The following is a 17,702-nucleotide window of genomic DNA, read 5'->3' on the forward strand; positions in this document are numbered from 1 at the left end:
ACTGTGAAATAGGTTTCCCTATAGCTACTCCCCCTTGACTGAAAGTCAAAGTGTATTGAGTTGTAATGTCAGTATAGCATCTTTTTTATGCAAGGCAAAGTTTTAATGAATGGTGATTTGAAATTTCTTGTCATTTTTGTGCAGATTGTAAAAATCCACCATTGCCGGCATGGTTTCAAGAAAATCGGCACAGTGAATGCCACTGCCATTCAGAAGGCGTTTGGCATTCTGTGTGTCAAAATTCGCGGACCAAGTCAAATAATCCAAAGTTTCAACCTCCACCCCCAACCTTTTTCTTATTGCAGCAACCGACAAAGACACTTTCGCCAAGTTGTGCGGCAATCGCCCTTTTGGATTTTTCCCGGTCATCAGGTGGACCATTCCGCGGTAAACTTCTTCCACCGGATGAGGGTTCGGATCTGTCAGATGGATAGTTTGCCCTTCTGCTGCTTCCAACTTGCTGAGATAGATGGAGGCATTCAAAATATAATCGATCGGTACTACATTAATATAGGATTTTGAACGTCCGACAAATGGAATGATTGGCAGGAACTTGACGCGATCAATCAAATTCAGGAAAAAATAAGGCCCATCAAATTTGATGGTTTTCCCTGTCACTGAATGGCCTCGGACAATACCGGGACGGATAATCGTAACCGGCACTTTTTTTTTCATTTCATTCACCAGTAATTCCGCTTCGAACTTTGTTTCCTCATAAAAGTTTTTGAAAGCTTGTGGACGCTTCAAGTCATTTTCATAAATAGTTCCTTCCCGATTGCCTGCTACATAAGCGGTACTGAAATAGACGTAACGTTCCATAACAGGCAATGCCGCGACAAAGTCATTCACGTAGCGGGTTCCCCCCACATTGACTTTCCACGCAAGATCTCTTGGAACTGCTAGGTCATAAATTGCCGCAAGATGCCAAAATGTCACTTCTTTCTTTTCTAAATATTCTTTGTCGGCATGTGCAAGTCCAAGGCCGCTTTTGGTGATATCACCTTCAATCAGTTTAATGGCCCGGCAATTGGTTTCTTTTTGGATGCGCTCAGCTTCCTTTTCTGCTTTCGGCCGTTCCGACGAAAGGATGATGGCCGAAATCGCTTCGTTGTTCTCGGCATGCTTTTGAATCAATTGACTGGCAATGAATCCTGGAAATCCTGTAAATACCACTTCTCTCATAGATACATCTCCTTTTTACAATCATACTAAATTTTCCAATAATTTTCAGCAAAAAGAAAAAGTAAACCCGAAGGCTTACTTTTTATTCATTCTTCTTGTTTGTTTATCAAATAGGCTATAGACAATCGGTACAATGTAAAGGGACAGCAAGGTTGAACTGATAAGTCCACCGATTACAGTAATCCCCATCGGCTGGTTGATTTCAGTCCCTTCCCCAATTCCAATCGCCAGAGGAAGCAAGCCTAAAATAGTCGTCAATGCCGTCATTAAGATTGGACGGCGGCGATCGTGGACGGAAGTAATAATGGCGTCGTAGGAACCCATTCCCGCTTGTTTCCGCTGATTGATGTAATCAACCAGCACAATCCCGTTGTTGACGACAATACCCACCAGAACCAGCAGGCCGATAACTGCGGTGATGCTGACCGGCGTCTGTGTGACAAACAAGGCAATTGCTACACCAATCGCCATCAACGGTACAGTGAACATGATGACCAATGGATATTTGAAGGATTCGAATTGTGCGGCCATAACGATGTAAACCAAGACGATAGCAAGCACAACCGCAAGCATCATATCGTTTATGGAGTTATCCAACAATTCCCGGTCTCCGCCAAACGAAATCATCGTATTTTCATCCAAGTCCAATTCTGCAATTGCTGTATCCACCTCATCAGACATGTCGCCCAAAGTGATGCTCGATTGATGCTGCAGGGTAAAGGAGACACTGTCTGCCTGGTCCACTCGTTGAATGCTGACAGGCCCTTGTGCAACTTCGATATCTGCAAGCTCCTGAAGCTCAACGAATTCCCCTGCAGGCGTCCGTAGCGATAATTCGCGCAGCTTTTCAAGACTGTTTCTTTCGCCTTCTTCATAAGCGACGTAAACACTGAGGACTTCATCATTCTCCGTCAATACCTGTGTAGCCAATACGCCCCGAGTGATATTATTGACAGTCTGAGCTATTTGAACCGGCGGCAAGCCATACTCGGTGGCCGCATCACGATTGATGGTCATCTGGATCTCATCGATCGTTTCTTGACGGTCATTCGTCAGTTCTGTCACTTCTGGAAGGTCTGTTAAAACCCCTTCAATATCAGCGACCGCGTTATCCAGCCGTTGCCGATCGGTATCCGTCACTGTAAAGGATAGGGTATTTGGCGAAGAACCGGCTGCTGTCTGCAAGTTGAAGCTGACCAAAGCCTGCTCTCCAACTTTCTCCAGTACCCGCGGCTGGACTTCATCCACAAATTCGAAAATGGAACGATCCCGTTCGCCCAGGTCCACAAGTTTCACATAGATTTCAGCAGTATTTGATTCTGAGGAACCTTGCGCCTGTCCCTGCTGAGTCGAACCGATCAAGCTGACGTAAACATCTACATCTTCTTCCAGTTTCAATTCATCTTCAATCTGATTGACCACCTCGTCTGTTGCTGTTCTCGAAGAGCCCTCTTCAAGCTCTACAGAAACACTGACGAAACCTTCGTCTGTCGCCGGTATAAATTCTGTACCGACTTGCATCACGCCAAAAGCGCCGACTACCAGCAAAACAAGTGCCGTAAACAAGACGATGATTCTGTGGCGCAATGCCCAAATAACGGATCCTTCGAATGCTTTGACGCTTTTTGACGCATCTTTCTGCACTTTTGGCTTGTCGCTTGGTTTTCCAAGCATTCTTGAAGCCATCATCGGAATGACGGTCAAAGCCACCGCTAAAGAGGCAAAAAGGCTGAATGAAATCGTTAAAGCAAATTCAAAGAAAATTTCTCCGATCAAGCCGGATATGAAGATAACCGGTATAAAAACAGCGACAGTGGTGAGGGTGGATGCAATGATTGCACCCGAAACTTCCTTCGCGCCTTCGGAAGCGGCTTTCTTCGAGTTTTTACCCATTGCCAAATGGCGCTCGATATTCTCGATGACCACAATCGCGTTATCCACTAGCATCCCGATACCGAGAGCGAGTGCACCCAAAGTTAAAATATTCAAAGCAAAGTCAGCAAAGAACATCAACACAAAAGTCACAATGACCGAGTAAGGAATGGCCACCCCGATAATGATCGGACTCTTGATGCCGCGCAGGAAAAAGAACAAGACGAGCATCGCAAAAATCCCACCCAGAATCAGGGTTTGACCGATATTGCCGATTGCCAATTTGACGTAATCGCCCTGGTCAAACAGGATATCCGCTTCAACTCCTTCAAAACGTTCTTCGCTCAGCAACTCATCCAGCCTTTCCTGGAAAGCATCTGAAACTTCAGCTGTATTTGCCCGAGATTCCTGCAATGCCGACAGCAGGACAGCCGGCTCTTCATTGGTTCTTGTTTCACTATTGCTTTGACGTTCGCTGACGTTGACTTCGGCGACATCAGCGATTGTTACATTATCGCCTTCTATGGGGTCAATCGTAAGAACGAGTTCCCGTATCTCCTCAACACTTGTCAAGGTACTGATAATTCGGGTAGTCAAGTTCCGGCCATCTTCGGTTTCAATCGGTTCCCCCGGCAATGAAATGTTATTTGCCTGGATCAGCTGGACCACGTCCGATTGTTGGAGGCCGCGTTCCTCAAGTTCTGCCTGGTCCAATTCGATTTGGATTTCTTCTATTAAAGAACCGGAAATATTCACGCTGGCCACGCCATCTGTCTGGCGAAGCTCCGTTTCCAATTCTTCCGCAACCACACGCACATCAGCATCCGGGTCACTTGACCGCAGAGACAACTGAAGAATCGGGAATTGAGAAGGGTCGAACTTCAGAAAGCGTGGATCGTTTGAATCATCAGGTATCGGTGTTTGGTCGATCCGCTGCATAATGTCTGATTGGACATCGTCGATATCCGTCGACCAATCAAATTCCAGCAGGATAAAATTTGAACCTTCCTGGCTGTTCGATTGAATCGACTCAATCCCCGGCAAGGTCGCCAAATTCGCTTCCAGGGGCTTTGTTACTTTCTCACTTACTTCTGTGGGACTGGCCCCAGGGTAGTTGGTCACTACTACACCAATCGGCGGATTAAGTTCAGGTATCAGTGTAATCGGAATACGGCTGAATGAGACCGCTCCCAAAATGATGATCAGGAACATAATAACCAGCGTAAAAACAGGCCTTTTTATCGAAAAATCGCTTATTTTCATTTGTCCAACCCTCTCTTATCCGTGTTTCTCTATCATAAGAAAAATCACTTGCAACCGCAAATCATATAGATGATGTTCACCTTTTTGCCACTTTTTTCAAAAAAATAAAAAAACCTGCCGAAGCAGGTTCTTATTTTTATAGTAGGCTGTACAATCGAATGCCCGGATTTTTGTCCTGGAACCAGCGTGTCGCAAACTCGTTTTCGAATAAAAAGACATAATTATCGAAACGGTCCCGTACAAGCATGGAACGTCCACTTGACATCGATTCTTTGACATCTTCTTCATTTTCAATCCAGCGTGCAATTTTAGAACCGACCGGCTCCATTCGCACATCTACATTGTATTCATTTTTCATCCGGTGTTCGAACACTTCGAATTGCAACTGCCCGACTGCACCAAGGATGACTTCTTCCAGGTGAAGCGTTTTGTAGTATTGGATCGCGCCTTCCTGTACAAGCTGAAGAATTCCTTTATGGAAGTGCTTTTGTTTCATGACGTTTTTAGCGGTCACTTTCATGAAAAGTTCTGGAGTGAACTGAGGAAGTTTTTCAAATTGGAATTTCTTTCCGCTGGTGATGGTGTCACCAATTTGGTAATTCCCCACATCATGGAGACCGATGATATCTCCAGCTACGGCTTCATTGACCATTTCGCGGTCATCCGCCAGGAACTGGGTGGTTTGTGACAATTTAATGTTTTTGCCGGTACGCGCCAACGTCACGTTCATGCCCCGCTCGAATTTGCCGGAAACAATCCGTACAAAAGCGATGCGGTCGCGGTGAGCGGGGTTCATATTGGCTTGGATTTTGAAAATAAACCCTGAAAACGGCATCTCGACCGGATCGATTTCCTCTTTTTCCTGTGTATCGCGCGGCTGCGGCGAAGGTGCAAATTGCAGGTAAGTTTCCAAGAAGGTTTCAACACCGAAATTGCCTAAAGCACTGCCGAAGAACACCGGCGTCAATTCGCCTTTTTTCACCCGGTCGATTGAAAAATCGTTGCCGGCTTCGTTCAATAGATCGATGTCTTCCATCGCTTGTGTATAATAGGACGATTTGGTCATTTCGTGGTCATTCAGTAATTTCCCTTCTTCATTCAACTCCAGGAAACGTCCTTCTTTAGAACGGAATGGCTCAATGCGTTTGTTGAAACGGTCGTAAATGCCGAGAAATTCTTTCCCCATGCCAATCGGCCAGTTCATTGCATAGGATTGAATTCCTAATACTTCTTCCAATTCTTCCATCAATTCCAAAGGCTCTTTTCCTTGGCGATCCATTTTGTTGATGAAGGTGAAAATCGGAATGCCGCGCATCTTACAGACTTTGAAAAGCTTGACGGTCTGCGCTTCAATTCCTTTGGCAACATCGATGATCATGACAGCACTGTCGACGGCCATCAAGGTTCGGTAGGTATCTTCACTGAAATCCTGGTGTCCGGGAGTGTCGAGAATATTGACGCGGTGCCCGGCATAATCAAATTGCATGACGGAAGAAGTTACAGAAATTCCCCGTTGCTTCTCGATTTCCATCCAGTCGGATGTAGCGAACTTGCCGCTTTTCTTCCCTTTGACAGTTCCGGCATCACGGATAGCTCCACCGAATAATAACAGCTTTTCCGTTAAGGTCGTTTTCCCGGCATCCGGGTGGGATATGATGGCGAAGGTTCTTCTATTTTGAATTTCATTCTTTAATTGGTCTGACATGTTTATACGCTCCTTTAATCTACTCTCTTCATATTAGAGAAGGGGACTGAAAAAAACAAGGAATTTTAACGCCTGCAGAAAAAAGAAGCCACTGGAGGCTTCTTTTTAAGCTTATAGACAAAAGAGTATTTAGATCATTAGAAGAATAAATACTCATCTCATCATGTTTACACCGGATCCTGCGCTCCAGGCGGACGCTTTCCACGGGCTCGGGCTGTGCCTGACTCGTTTGCGACGAAGCTAGCGCAGCGATGCAGGAGCATATCTTTGCCCTTCGCCGCCTTGCACTTCGGATCCTTGAGTGAAAGATCTCTCCGATTTGTTGTTACTATTTTTATCCTGTAACTGACTAGCAGGCTTCTGTCTTTGATCGAATCAACACATTCCCGACCAGGCTGGCCACGAGACTCCTGTGGGAGCAGCGCAGCGACGAAAGCTGAAGACCCCGCAGGAAAGGCATTGGCCGAAACTTGTAAGGCCAATGCCTTTGCGACGAAGCTAGCGCAGCGATGCAGGAGCATGGGTTTTTCCAGTGACGAGGAGGCTGAAGCTGAGCCCACGGAAAGCGAAGTGGCCAGCCTGGTTGGGGTTATGCACCGCTAATTATTTTGGTTAGACTTTTTCACTGAAACTTTTTCAATGCTTCCTGTATCGCGATTTCTTTGTCGCTGTGCGGGTATTTGGTATTGCCGATAATCTGGTAATCTTCATGCCCTTTTCCGGCAAGAATAATGATGTCGCCCGTTTCTGCCTGTTGCACAGCATGCTTGACCGCTTCTTCGCGGTCGCCGATGCAGGCGAAATTACTGTGGGTCATGCCGGTTTCCAAATCACCTAAAATACTGTCGTAAGCTTCATCGCGTGGATCATCTGTCGTCAATACGACATAATCTGCGACGGATGCTTTTTCAGCCATGATAGGGCGTTTTGTTTTATCGCGGTTGCCGCCTGTTCCTACCAGGAAAATGATTTTATTCGTTTTGAAATCCTGGACAGCATCAATCGCTTTTTCAATTGCATCCGGTGTATGCGCATAGTCGATGAAAACCGAGATAGGCGCCTCGATTTCCACTTTCTGCATACGGCCTTCGACAGGGGAAATCTCCGATAAAGCCTTCAGGATTTCATGCAGTTTGTAGCCTTCCGCATATAATGCGGCAATTGCCGCCAATGCATTGGAAACATTGAATTCGCCAAGCAACTTCATGCTTACCGGGAACTTCCCTTCCGAACATTCAAGAGTGAAGGACGTACCTTCATGTGTCAGTTCGATTTCCTTCGCTTGGAATTGAGCGTCGTTGCGAATGCCGTATGTGTAAACGGGGTGAGGCGTCATTTTCGCAATTTCGTTGGACCAGGAATCATCCGCGTTTAAAATGGCCTGTTTCCGGTTGGCAAGATCCTGCCCCAGCTGCGAAAACAATAAAGCTTTGGCATGGCCATATTCTTCCATAGTGCCATGGAAATCCAGATGGTCATGCGTAAGATTGGTGAAAATTGCCGTGTCGAATTCCACTCCTGCAAGACGGCCGAGGACCAAGCCATGCGACGAAACTTCCATCGTCATATGCGAACAATCTTCATCGCGTGCACGTGCAATCATCTGCTGTGTCGTCAATACATCGTTTGTCGTATTGGCCGATGGATGCAGTTGGCCATTCAGGTTGAAGCCAATCGTGCCCGTCAACGCCGATTTCTCGCCAAGATTCATCAGCATTGAATGCAGGATGCCCGCCACACTGGTTTTGCCGTTGGTGCCGGTGACACCGATCATGTGAAGAAGCTTGGAAGGATAGTCGTAAAACTTAGCAGCTAATAGACCCAAAGTCCGCGAAGTGCTGTCTACAAGGACGACTGTCGCATTATCAATGGTCAATGGCCTTTCAGCTATGATCACCGCTGCCCCTTGATCCGCAGCACCTTGTGCAAAATCATGGCCATCCACTGTATAGCCGGCGATGCATACAAAAATTGAGCCGGCTTTAATGTCACGGGAATCTATTGTCAGGTGTTCAACCGTTTCGGGCAAAGCTCCTTTAATCTGCTTATATGGAATTGCCGCAAGTAAATCTTTGCTGTTCATGTAGATCCTCTCCTAACTCTTATGAAACCAATGGAGACAGCACGTATGCATGAAGCAAGGCTGCCGCCGCTTTTAATGAATCTGTATGGGTACGTTCATACGAATGTGACGCTTCAATGCCCGGACCAAACAAGGCATGTTTAACATCATGGCCGGCGCTGATCGCAGCTGAAGCATCCGATCCATAATAGGGATAGATGTCGACTTTGTAGTCGATCCCCTGGTCTTTCGCCAGGGAAATCAGATGGCGGGTCAATCCGTAATGATAAGGGCCGCTTGAATCTTTCGCACAAATGGAAACGGTATATTCATCCGATTCCTGTCCGTCTCCAATAGCGCCCATGTCGACCGCAATGTATTCCTGTGTTTCCGGAGGTATGCTTGAATTGCCGCCATAGCCGATTTCTTCATTATTGGATATATAAAAGTGGGTCGTATTCGGCAGCTGTTCTCCAGTCTCTTTCAAATGCTTCACCAATTGAAGGAGCAACGCCGTGCTTGCCTTATCATCCAAATGGCGGGATTTAATGTATCCGGATTGGGTCGCTTCAAATCTTGGCTGGAACGACACAAAATCGCCTACTTCAATGCCGAGGCTTCTTACCTGTTCCTGCGAAAAAGCTTTCTCGTCCAGGCGAACTTCCATATTGTCTGCACTGCGTTCAGCGGATCCTGCATCTTTGTAGACATGGACGGTGGTCTGATGCAAAAGAATGGTTCCGGAGACCGTCGAGCCATCCGCTTTATGTATGAGGCAGTTTTCCCCTTCGATGGCATTAAATTTAAAGCCTCCGACCAATGACAGCTTTAAGCGGCCGCTTGGTTTGATTTCCTTCACCATCGCGCCGAGTGTATCAACATGAGCAGTCAGAAGCCGATGCTGCTGCTGATTTTCCCCTTCGATCGTCGCAATCACCGCACCTTTATGGGTGGTCTTGTGATCAACGCCCCACTGTGTCAACACTGTGCGGATTTTTGACATGACATCCATGGTGTATCCTGAAGGGCTTGGAATTTCCACTAGTTCTTTCAATAATTCGATGGTTTCGTTTTGATTCCATTGGTAAGTCATTTCTATCACTCCTCGATCTTATAATCATATCAAAATGAAAGATGTTCGGACAGTCCTGTCTTATAGTATTATAGTATAAGTTGACTCAAAGAATTCACCCCAGCCTCTGGCATCAGCCATTTCTAGGTTGGTTCTAGTGAAAAATAGAATTGCTTAATGAAATTCGACAAGCAAGTATACGCAATGAACCACATAAAAGCATGAACTTGAGGTGTCCAATGGAAAGAAATGAAACCAACCGCAAAAGAAATCAATTATTCATCCATTTGTACGGATTTTCAAGCATCCTGCATTTTCTGCTCAATCAGTGGATCGAGATGAATTCTGCAATTATATCGCCGTTGTTCGGCATCTTTTCCTATCTGGTGCTGCTGGGGTTATTTTCTGTAAAAATACAGGAACGTGCTCTTCAATTCATGGTTCTTTTTGCTATGAATTTGTATGTTTTCATTTTAAATTTCGAATCTTTGTCCTCTGTAACGCTTGTTTTTTTTGTAATACCCATTATTGCTTCTGCCCTATACAATGATACGAAACCAATCGTCATACTGGCTGTTGTCACTTCTATTGAATTTGCGCTTCTATTGACCGTATTTGACCGGTTTGCAGCGAGAGCCCCATTGCCTTATATCCAACTCTCTATTGTTGTTTTTTTCGTTGCTGTATTATCGATTACACTTTTACACAGTATTTATTTCAGCCATTACTGGAAGCAGTTAGAAATTAAAAATGCGTCGATGGAAAAGGCCTTGATGTCGAAGGAAGGTTATCTACAATTATTTTTTGAAACTGCGAAAGATGCCATTGCGGTGTTCGATTCAAACAATAAAATCATCGCCGTCAATCCGGCTTTCGAGGATCTTTATGGGTGGACTTCCGAAGAATGCATCGGAAAAATCTTGCCGCTTTATCCGGAGGATATGAGAGAGGCCGCCGAGAAACGAACATTGGACGTTCAACAAGGGGAAAGTTATTCCCTGCTTGAAACCGTAGATGTCCGAAAAGATGGCAGCCGTTTCCATGCACAGGTCACCTTATCACCCATTTTTGACCATTCTCAAAAAGTGATAGCCACGTCCATCATCTCACGGGATATCAGCTATCAGAAAGAGTCGGAAAAACTGATTCTTCAATCGGAAAAACTGAAGCTCGCCGGCGAAATTGCTGCAGGCGTTGCACACGAAATCAGAAATCCGATGACCGTCATTTCCGGTTTCGTCCAAATGATGCACCATGATCCCAAGCATCTGTTTCCGGAGTATACAGCATTGATCCAATCCGAGATGGACCGGATCAACCTGATCATCAGTGAATTTCTGATTTTGGCAAAACCTCAAGCTTCAGCATTGAAGAAGTTCAGTATCCAAAATGCATTGGATGATATTTTGCTGCTGTTCGGTCCAGAACTTAATCTGCATGGCATCACAGTGAAAAAAGATTGGGATGAAGATTTTCAGGTCAACGGGGAAGAGCATCACTTGAAGCAAGTTTTCATCAATTTACTGAAGAATGCGATTGAGTCGATGGATGAACCTGGAGAAATTCGGATTTTGATGAAAGCCGAAGACGAATCCATGTTGTCCATCACCTTCAATGATTCGGGAAATGGCATCTCAGCAGCAGATTTAGGAGAGGTTTTCCAACCTTTTTATACGACGAAAGCAACCGGCACAGGGCTGGGATTGCTCATTTCCCAGAAAATCGTCCAAGAACATCAAGGCGACCTCCTTATATCGAGTACATTGGGCGTAGGAACAGCCGCCAAAATTCTGTTGCCGCTCAATAACTGAAAAACAGCAGGAGAAAAATCCACGGATTTTTCTCCTGCTGTTTTTTTGTGTTTTAGTTAGTGTATAGGTTTTGATTAATCCCAGTCATCATCATCGTCATCAGTATCCGAATCGACTTTCAATATGGAACCATCTTTTGCATTGACCTCGACATCATGCTCCGTACGGCCATCTTTAATATCGATTTCGTAATACGAAACGCCATCATCTTTTTCGAGTTCGAGACTTTCAACTGTTCCGCTCACTACTGCTAAAGCTGCCTCGACTGCTTTTTCAGAACCGATCAATTCCTCGCTCGATGATGCCGTTTGGCTAGTGGAATTGCTTGCAGCGGATGATGTACCTGCCGATGAAGCTGCTTCTTTCATTTGTTTAGAATCGTCATCTCTGTCTTTTTCACGTTTTTGCTTCAGTACTTCGCCTGTGTAGGCATCGAATTCAAAATCATATTCGTAGCCATCAAAATCGATATCGACTTCGTAATGGGGTCTTCTGTCATCTTTGTCCAATTCAATATCGGTGATGCGACCATCTGCCAACTCCAAGGCTTTCGCTGAGACTTCCTCAAAACTGAGCATTTTTTCAGTTGCTGAGGATGTCTGCACTTCATTGGTCACCGTTCCTGATGTAGATGCTGGATTGGCTGCAGGCGCTTCGGTGTTGGCCAAGACAATGCCCCCAAACGCTAAAACCCCTGCTGCAACTGGAATGTAAATTAATTTCTTCATGTAATTTCTCCTCCTCATTTGTTGTTACTCTTACAATAACCTTCTCTTCTGAGGAGAAGATTAAGGCTTTATGAGAATTTGATGAGAAATCCATGAAACTGTTCTCAGTGTCAATCATCCCACTCGACCGACATCGTATCACCGCGTATTGCATGGATCTGAACAGTCGCTTCTTGCTCGGTCTGATCGTTTTCAATTTCCACCAAGTAGTAGCCGCCGTCTTCCGTCTGTACAAACTCCGCTTCCTGAAGTTCTCCGTCCAAGGTGTTTTTAGCCAGCCGGACTGCTTCATCCCGCGTAATGATTCGATCAGGTTCCGGTTCCTCCGCTGGAGATTCCGCTTCAATCGGCTCCTGGCTAATCTTCCATACTTCCCCAGTTGCTGCAGATAAGACAACCGTCGACATCTGTGTTTCTCCCTTGACCTTGACGTCATACTCATTGCGTCCTTCGTCGTAACTGATGCTGTCGACTGTCCCTTCAGCTTTTTCCAAAGCAAGGTCCTTCGCTTGCTGTTCAGTCAGTTCTTTGGCCGCTGCCGTTTTTTCAATCAATTCCATATTTTCGACTTGACCGTTCTGTCGGTTGACCAATGCCAAGTAACGTCCATCCGCCCGCTGAAATTCCACGCTGTAGACTTTACCGGATTCCGTGGTTTGTTCCACTTTTCCTCCGTAGAGGCTGATCACCGTTTCATTGGCCTGATCCATCGTTATCTCCTCTGAAGAATTCGGGAACAACAGAAACACCAAGACTACTGCTCCTAGCAAGATTGTCGCTGACGCCATAACCATCCATTTTCGCATCACAATCCCTCCTGCTTTGAGTGTACATCCCCAACATTAAAATTCTCTGAGAAAATGATGGATACTGTGGTCCCCAGCTGTTCGATGCTTTCCAGCTCGATTTTGACGTTCAGCGAATCAGCCAATTGCTTCGCCAAAGACAAGCCCAAGCCAAAACCACCTGTTTCCCGGCTTCTTGCTTTATCGACCCGGTAAAAGCGTTCAAAGACATACGGCACTGCTTCTTTTGGAATGCCGATTCCCGTATCGCGAATCTGGATGACGGTGTCGCCATTTTTCCTCGCCACTACTTCGATCTTGTCCGAACTGTATTTCCGGGCGTTATCCAGGAGAATATACAGCAACTGTTTGAACTTTGCCGTATCGGTCGTGATCGGCAGTGACTGTTCCGTGGTGATCAGCTTGAATTCACGATTGTAAGATGTGTTCATCGCTGTCACAGTCTGCTCCAATAAATCTACGGCGTTCACTTTTGTCCATTCAACTTGCGACTCACTCCGGCGGGCAATGTGCAGCAACTGCTCGATCAACGCTTTCATCCGATCGGTTTCTGCGCGAATGGCAGAGATGCTTTCCTCTGCAATTTTCTCATCCTGCATCCCTTGCCGCTCGAGCAATTTGGCATAACTGCCGATGACCGTCAGCGGCGTCTTCAGTTCATGGGAAGCATTTGAAACAAACTCCTCCTGCTTGGAATAATTCTCTTCCAACAAGCCCATCATTTCGTTGAAGGTATGGCCCATCTGCGCCAGCTCATCCTGAGACTTCCCTTCCACGGGCAATTTTTCAAATTGGCCGTTTCGCTGGATGCGCGTCATAGTCTTTGTAAGATTTGTGATGGGCTGTGTCACAATTTTCCCCAGCACAATGCTGGAAATGATGACAGGAATCATCGCCAGTAAAGTTCCCACCACCAATACCAGGCGCAGCGTATTCAAATTATTCGTCGTTTCCCGTAAAGATTGCGCAACTGTCAATTCCGCCACTTGGCCGTCTGTCCAGATGATGGGTGCTTTGCTGTAGGCAAAACGCTCACCTTCCACATTCACCGTTCCGGACTGGCCCTCCAATTCTGCAGGAAGCTGGACAGTCACTGACGGAGATTGGATGGGAGAAGGCTGTTCGCCTTCTGGAACCGTCACCTTCACAAGTCCGTTGACCGGCATATAGGCCCGCAGCACAATTCCTGGATCTCCAGCAGTTTCATTGAGATCCGCCACTAAGGCATTTGTTTCTGCCTGCAGCTGCTCCACTTCCGTTGAATATGTCAATTGGCTGAATGAAAAATAAATGACAAAAGCCAGTACCAGCAAAATGACCAGCATCAACAAAGCGGAAGAGATATGGATTTTATTTTTCAGTTTCATGGCCTTGCTCCTTCAATACATATCCGACTCCACGGACGGTCTGGATGTAGGTCGAGTTTTCACCGGCGTCCACTTTCTTCCGCAAATAGCGGATATAGACATCGATCACATTGGTATCTCCGTAATAATCATAGCCCCACACCGCATTCAGCACTTGTTCCCGGCTGAGTACCTGCTGTGGATTTTTGATCAAATACAGCAGCAGGTCAAATTCCCGTGGCGTCAATTCGATTACACGTCCGCCTCTTTTGACGTCCCGGGTACTTTCGTTCATCTCCAACTCATGGAATCGGTGCAGCGTCGAATTGCCGTTGCCGTTCGACAAGCGCAGGCAAGCGCGGATCCGTGCCAACAACTCTTCGATTTCAAATGGTTTGGTGACATAATCGTTAGCTCCCAAATCCAAGCCGGCCACTTTATCTTTCACATCGTTTTTGGCAGTTAGTAAAATAACCGGAATTGACCCATCAGAAGAACGGATGCGTTTCAAAACATCCAGCCCGTGGATTTCCGGCAGCATCAAATCAAGCAGGACCAAATCCCAATCCTGTTCCCGGAATTGGATCAATCCTTCAGATCCTGTATGCGCGACGCCTATTTCGTATCCTTCAAACTTCAATTCCAATTCCAGTACACGTGCAATGCTTTTTTCATCTTCCACAATTAAAATGCGTTCCGCCATTGCCATCACCTCTTAGTATTTATCATAGCAGATTTAAGAAAAGCGTAGGCAGCCGTTTAGCCCCGACAAGCGCTGGAAGTCTTACCGGTAATGGCGCTCTTTGCCATTGTCGGTAAGACTGAAGCGACTCGAGGGGCGGCTGCTGAAGTCTGGACAATAAAGAAAAGCGCAAGCGCCCGTATAGCTCTGACGGGCATAAGACAGACCAGCAAAGGGGCGTTCTCTGCCACGGCGCTGGGTGGGCTTATGACCCGAAGAGCTGGGCGCTGGAGTCCGGACAATAGAAAAGCGCAAGCGCCCGTATAGCTCTGACGGGCATAAGACAGACCAGCAAAGTGGCGTTCTCTGCCACGGCGCTGGGTGGGCTTATGACCCGAAGAGCTGGGCGCTGGAGTCCGGACAATAGAAAAGCGCAAGCGCCCGTATAGCTCTGACGGGCATAAGATAGAACAGCAAAGTGGCATGTTTTCAGCCGCACAGCTGGGCTGGCTTATGACCCGAAGAGCTGGGCGCTGGAGTCCGGACAATAGAAAAGCGCAAGCGCCCGTATAGCTCTGACGGGCATAAGATAGAACAGCAAAGTGGCATGTTTTCAGCCGCACAGCTGGGCTGGCTTATGACCCGAAGAGCTGGGCGCTGGAGTCTGGACAATAAAGAAAAGCGCAAGCCAACCTAAGAGCCCAGCAATCCGACAACGAAAAAAAGCGACCCGGAGGCCGCTTATCTCAATACCGTTTTGATCCATTTCGCTTTGTTTTTATAAGGCGGAAAGACCAGGTTCGTTGAAAATTTGGTTGATTTTTTCAGAATCGATTTGGCATGCGTAAAGGTTTCAAAGCTGGATTTCCCATGATAGGAATTGATGCCTGACGTGCCGATTCCGCCAAACGGCAGATACGAACTGCCCACATGGGAAACCGTGTCGTTGATGCAGCCGCCGCCAAACGGCAATTGATCCAGGAAGAACCGGATTGCTCGGTCATTTTCCGAGAACAGGTAAGCCGATAGAGGCTTCGGCAATTTGCGGATCTGGCGCAGCAGCAACGGTAAATCGTTGTAGGTGATGATCGGCAAAATCGGCCCGAAAATCTCATCTTCCATCGAAGGGCTGTCCCAAGTGATGTTGTCCAGAAGCACTGGCTCGATGTACAGGTCATCGCGGTCCATTTTGCCGCCGTAGATGACATGATTGGCTTCCTTCTGCACGATTTCCGCTAATCGGTCAAAATGCTGCGTGTTGACGATGCGTCCGTAATCTTTGCTCTTTTGTGCATCTTTGCCATAAAAGTTCTGTATCGTTTTCGTTAATTTTTTTAGGAATTCGTTTTTAACCGATTCATGCACACAAATATAATCCGGTGCCACACAGGTTTGCCCGGTGTTCATCAGTTTTCCCCAAGCAATCCGTTTCGCTGCCAGATCAAGATTTGCAGTCTGGTCCACAATTGCCGGGCTTTTGCCGCCGAGCTCCAAGGTAATCGGTGTTAACCGTTCCGATGCCGCTTTCATGATGACTTTCCCGACATTGACGCTGCCCGTGAAGAAAATATAATCGAATGAAGCGTGGATCAAGGCCGTCACTTCTTCACGCTCGCCTTCAACTACACGAATATAGTAGGAAGGAAACGCTTCTTCAATGATAGTACGGATGACTTTTGCTACGTGAGGCGTCGCTTCAGAAGGTTTGACGACTGCACAATTCCCGCCGATGATGGCACCGATCAAAGGCTCCATCACCAATTGGAAGGGGTAATTGAAAGGCCCGATGATTAAAACAGAGCCATACGGTTCACGGATGACAAAGCTTTTCGCCGGCTGAAGATGAATCGGTGTCTTGACTGGCTCCGGCTTCATCCAGTCTTCCAGGTTTTTCGCCATGCTGCCGATGCTGTCGAGCACAAATCCCACTTCCGTGGCATAGGCTTCAAATTCACTTTTGCCCAAGTCTTTCTTCAAGGCATCAATCACTTCAGTTTTACGGGATTGGATCACCTTTTTTAACCGATGCAATTGCTCAACCCGAAACTCTGTTGATTTAGTGGCACCTGTATAAAAATAATTGCGTTGTTCTTCAATCATCTGTTCCACGTCAGTTGCTGTAAAATTCATTTTCCAACCTCCTTCAAGTTTCTTCATTATACCAATTAAGGCAGGAGATTCAAAAAATGAACACTTATTCAGTCAATAAATGATCAATATAGCGTTGGACGACCAGTCCTTCTTCAAAATTGACCAAAAGGGTCGATTGATTGTTCATTTCCTCAAAAAGCGAAGGGACATCATCGAATTCATTGATCAATTGGCGATCTTCGCCTTTTGCCGATTCATAAAGATCTGACCAGTTCTCTAGCGTCAGAACTCCTCGCTCACCGTAAACCTTGAACTGCAGCAACTCTTTTTGTCCGATGCCGCTGATGCCTGTCACCAGAAAAGGAATCTGGTCGCGGGTAAGCCCATGGGCGATCAATCCGGTTTCACATTTTTCAACTTCTTCCGGATAGCTGATGTGATGGGAGGTAAATGATAAGTCACCGAAAAGCCGGTTCATCAATTGAAAATAATGGGGAAAGACTTCACGGACAAAGCCTCCCTGACTTCTCGACCCGATCCAAGGATTCTGCTGCCACAATCTTGGCCAATCGGGGAAAAAGGTCTGCAGTTCGATCCGGACTATTTTTCCGATGTGGCCGCTCTTGACGCGCTTAGCCATTTCGCGGACTGCCGGTTTATACATCAACGGAAAATGCATAGCCGTTTGGATGCGATTATCCTGCGCAGCAGCTGCCATCATTTCGCCGCCTTCCACATTCTGCGCCAATGGTTTTTCACATAAGATATTGATCCCAGCACTGGCTGCAAGTTCGGCGATTTCGGCATGAAAAGCTGGCGGTGTCGCAATATAGACCCAGTTGATATCCGAATGGAGAACTTCCTCCACTGATTTCGCCATCGGAATTCCGTAGGTTTCGCTGATTTGTGTGAGCCGTTCCGTCTGTTGATCGTATACTGCTCTGATCTCTATATAGCCTTCCTGCTGAATCTGTTTAATGATCCGTTCGCCAACAATTCCCGCTCCAATGATGCCCATTGAAATCATTTAGAATCTCTCCTTTTAAGGCCTTCCGGCTTTTTTTACGCTGTTTGTTTATTAG

The 17,702-nt window shown here is 46.5% G+C and carries 12 protein-coding genes; 1 reads left to right on the forward strand and 11 read right to left on the reverse strand.

Annotated features, from left to right (window positions below):
- Positions 1-102: 102 nt before the first annotated feature.
- From K8U60_RS02360 to K8U60_RS02380, 5 genes are all read right to left on the reverse strand, one after another.
- Positions 103-1,182 (reverse strand): SDR family oxidoreductase, encoded by a 1,080-nt coding sequence (locus tag K8U60_RS02360; RefSeq protein ID WP_223633815.1) that lies wholly within the window; start codon positions 1,180-1,182, stop codon positions 103-105.
- Between the two features lie 75 nt (positions 1,183-1,257).
- Positions 1,258-4,317, reverse strand: coding sequence for an efflux RND transporter permease subunit (locus tag K8U60_RS02365; RefSeq protein WP_223633817.1), 3,060 nt, complete (start codon positions 4,315-4,317; stop codon positions 1,258-1,260).
- 136 nt (positions 4,318-4,453) lie between these two features.
- The gene (locus K8U60_RS02370; RefSeq protein ID WP_223633819.1) at positions 4,454-6,022 is read right to left on the reverse strand and encodes a peptide chain release factor 3; all 1,569 of its coding nucleotides are present in this window, start codon (positions 6,020-6,022) and stop codon (positions 4,454-4,456) included.
- Between the two features lie 622 nt (positions 6,023-6,644).
- Complete coding sequence (locus tag K8U60_RS02375; protein WP_223633820.1) at positions 6,645-8,105, reverse strand: UDP-N-acetylmuramoyl-L-alanyl-D-glutamate--2,6-diaminopimelate ligase; 1,461 nt, start codon at positions 8,103-8,105, stop codon at positions 6,645-6,647.
- Positions 8,106-8,124: 19 nt separating this feature from the next.
- Entirely contained in the window at positions 8,125-9,177 is a 1,053-nt protein-coding gene (locus K8U60_RS02380; RefSeq protein WP_223633823.1) for a M42 family metallopeptidase, read from the reverse strand.
- 218 nt (positions 9,178-9,395) lie between these two features.
- Between K8U60_RS02380 and K8U60_RS02385 the strand changes: the two genes are divergently transcribed.
- On the forward strand, positions 9,396-10,967 hold the full coding sequence (locus K8U60_RS02385) for a PAS domain S-box protein (RefSeq protein ID WP_223633826.1): 1,572 nt from the start codon (positions 9,396-9,398) through the stop codon (positions 10,965-10,967).
- 74 nt (positions 10,968-11,041) lie between these two features.
- Here K8U60_RS02385 and K8U60_RS02390 read toward each other — a convergent pair whose 3' ends face one another.
- The 6 genes from K8U60_RS02390 to K8U60_RS02415 all read right to left on the reverse strand — a co-directional run bounded on the left by K8U60_RS02390 (position 11,042) and on the right by K8U60_RS02415 (position 17,647).
- Entirely contained in the window at positions 11,042-11,695 is a 654-nt protein-coding gene (locus K8U60_RS02390) for a PepSY domain-containing protein (RefSeq protein WP_223633830.1), read from the reverse strand.
- Between the two features lie 110 nt (positions 11,696-11,805).
- Entirely contained in the window at positions 11,806-12,501 is a 696-nt protein-coding gene (locus tag K8U60_RS02395) for a PepSY domain-containing protein (RefSeq protein WP_223633833.1), read from the reverse strand.
- Positions 12,501-13,868: a sensor histidine kinase gene (locus tag K8U60_RS02400; protein WP_223633836.1), complete on the reverse strand. Its 1,368-nt coding sequence runs from the start codon at positions 13,866-13,868 to the stop codon at positions 12,501-12,503. Before K8U60_RS02400 ends, K8U60_RS02395 begins: the two co-directional genes overlap by 1 nt.
- Positions 13,852-14,550, reverse strand: coding sequence for a response regulator transcription factor (locus K8U60_RS02405; protein ID WP_223633839.1), 699 nt, complete (start codon positions 14,548-14,550; stop codon positions 13,852-13,854). Before K8U60_RS02405 ends, K8U60_RS02400 begins: the two co-directional genes overlap by 17 nt.
- Before the next feature lie 720 nt (positions 14,551-15,270).
- The gene (locus tag K8U60_RS02410) at positions 15,271-16,659 is read right to left on the reverse strand and encodes an aldehyde dehydrogenase (RefSeq protein ID WP_223633841.1); all 1,389 of its coding nucleotides are present in this window, start codon (positions 16,657-16,659) and stop codon (positions 15,271-15,273) included.
- 64 nt (positions 16,660-16,723) lie between these two features.
- Positions 16,724-17,647: a Gfo/Idh/MocA family protein gene (locus K8U60_RS02415; RefSeq protein WP_223633854.1), complete on the reverse strand. Its 924-nt coding sequence runs from the start codon at positions 17,645-17,647 to the stop codon at positions 16,724-16,726.
- Positions 17,648-17,702: the final 55 nt, after the last annotated feature.

Source organism: Planococcus circulans (assembly GCF_020023385.1).
GTDB lineage: Bacteria > Bacillota > Bacilli > Bacillales_A > Planococcaceae > Planococcus.

What these genes read in the sequence shown, in the direction of transcription:
- K8U60_RS02360 (WP_223633815.1), bottom strand. Translation starts at nt 1,182, where the DNA reads ATGAGAGAAGTGGTATTTACAGGATTTCCAGGATTCATTGCCAGTCAA.
- K8U60_RS02400 (WP_223633836.1), bottom strand. Translation starts at nt 13,868, where the DNA reads ATGAAACTGAAAAATAAAATCCATATCTCTTCCGCTTTGTTGATGCTG.
- K8U60_RS02415 (WP_223633854.1), bottom strand. Translation starts at nt 17,647, where the DNA reads ATGATTTCAATGGGCATCATTGGAGCGGGAATTGTTGGCGAACGGATC.
- K8U60_RS02380 (WP_223633823.1), bottom strand. Translation starts at nt 9,177, where the DNA reads ATGACTTACCAATGGAATCAAAACGAAACCATCGAATTATTGAAAGAA.
- K8U60_RS02405 (WP_223633839.1), bottom strand. Translation starts at nt 14,550, where the DNA reads ATGGCGGAACGCATTTTAATTGTGGAAGATGAAAAAAGCATTGCACGT.
- K8U60_RS02385 (WP_223633826.1), top strand. Translation starts at nt 9,396, where the DNA reads ATGGAAAGAAATGAAACCAACCGCAAAAGAAATCAATTATTCATCCAT.
- K8U60_RS02365 (WP_223633817.1), bottom strand. Translation starts at nt 4,317, where the DNA reads ATGAAAATAAGCGATTTTTCGATAAAAAGGCCTGTTTTTACGCTGGTT.
- K8U60_RS02390 (WP_223633830.1), bottom strand. Translation starts at nt 11,695, where the DNA reads ATGAAGAAATTAATTTACATTCCAGTTGCAGCAGGGGTTTTAGCGTTT.
- K8U60_RS02375 (WP_223633820.1), bottom strand. Translation starts at nt 8,105, where the DNA reads ATGAACAGCAAAGATTTACTTGCGGCAATTCCATATAAGCAGATTAAA.
- K8U60_RS02410 (WP_223633841.1), bottom strand. Translation starts at nt 16,659, where the DNA reads ATGAATTTTACAGCAACTGACGTGGAACAGATGATTGAAGAACAACGC.
- K8U60_RS02370 (WP_223633819.1), bottom strand. Translation starts at nt 6,022, where the DNA reads ATGTCAGACCAATTAAAGAATGAAATTCAAAATAGAAGAACCTTCGCC.
- K8U60_RS02395 (WP_223633833.1), bottom strand. Translation starts at nt 12,501, where the DNA reads ATGCGAAAATGGATGGTTATGGCGTCAGCGACAATCTTGCTAGGAGCA.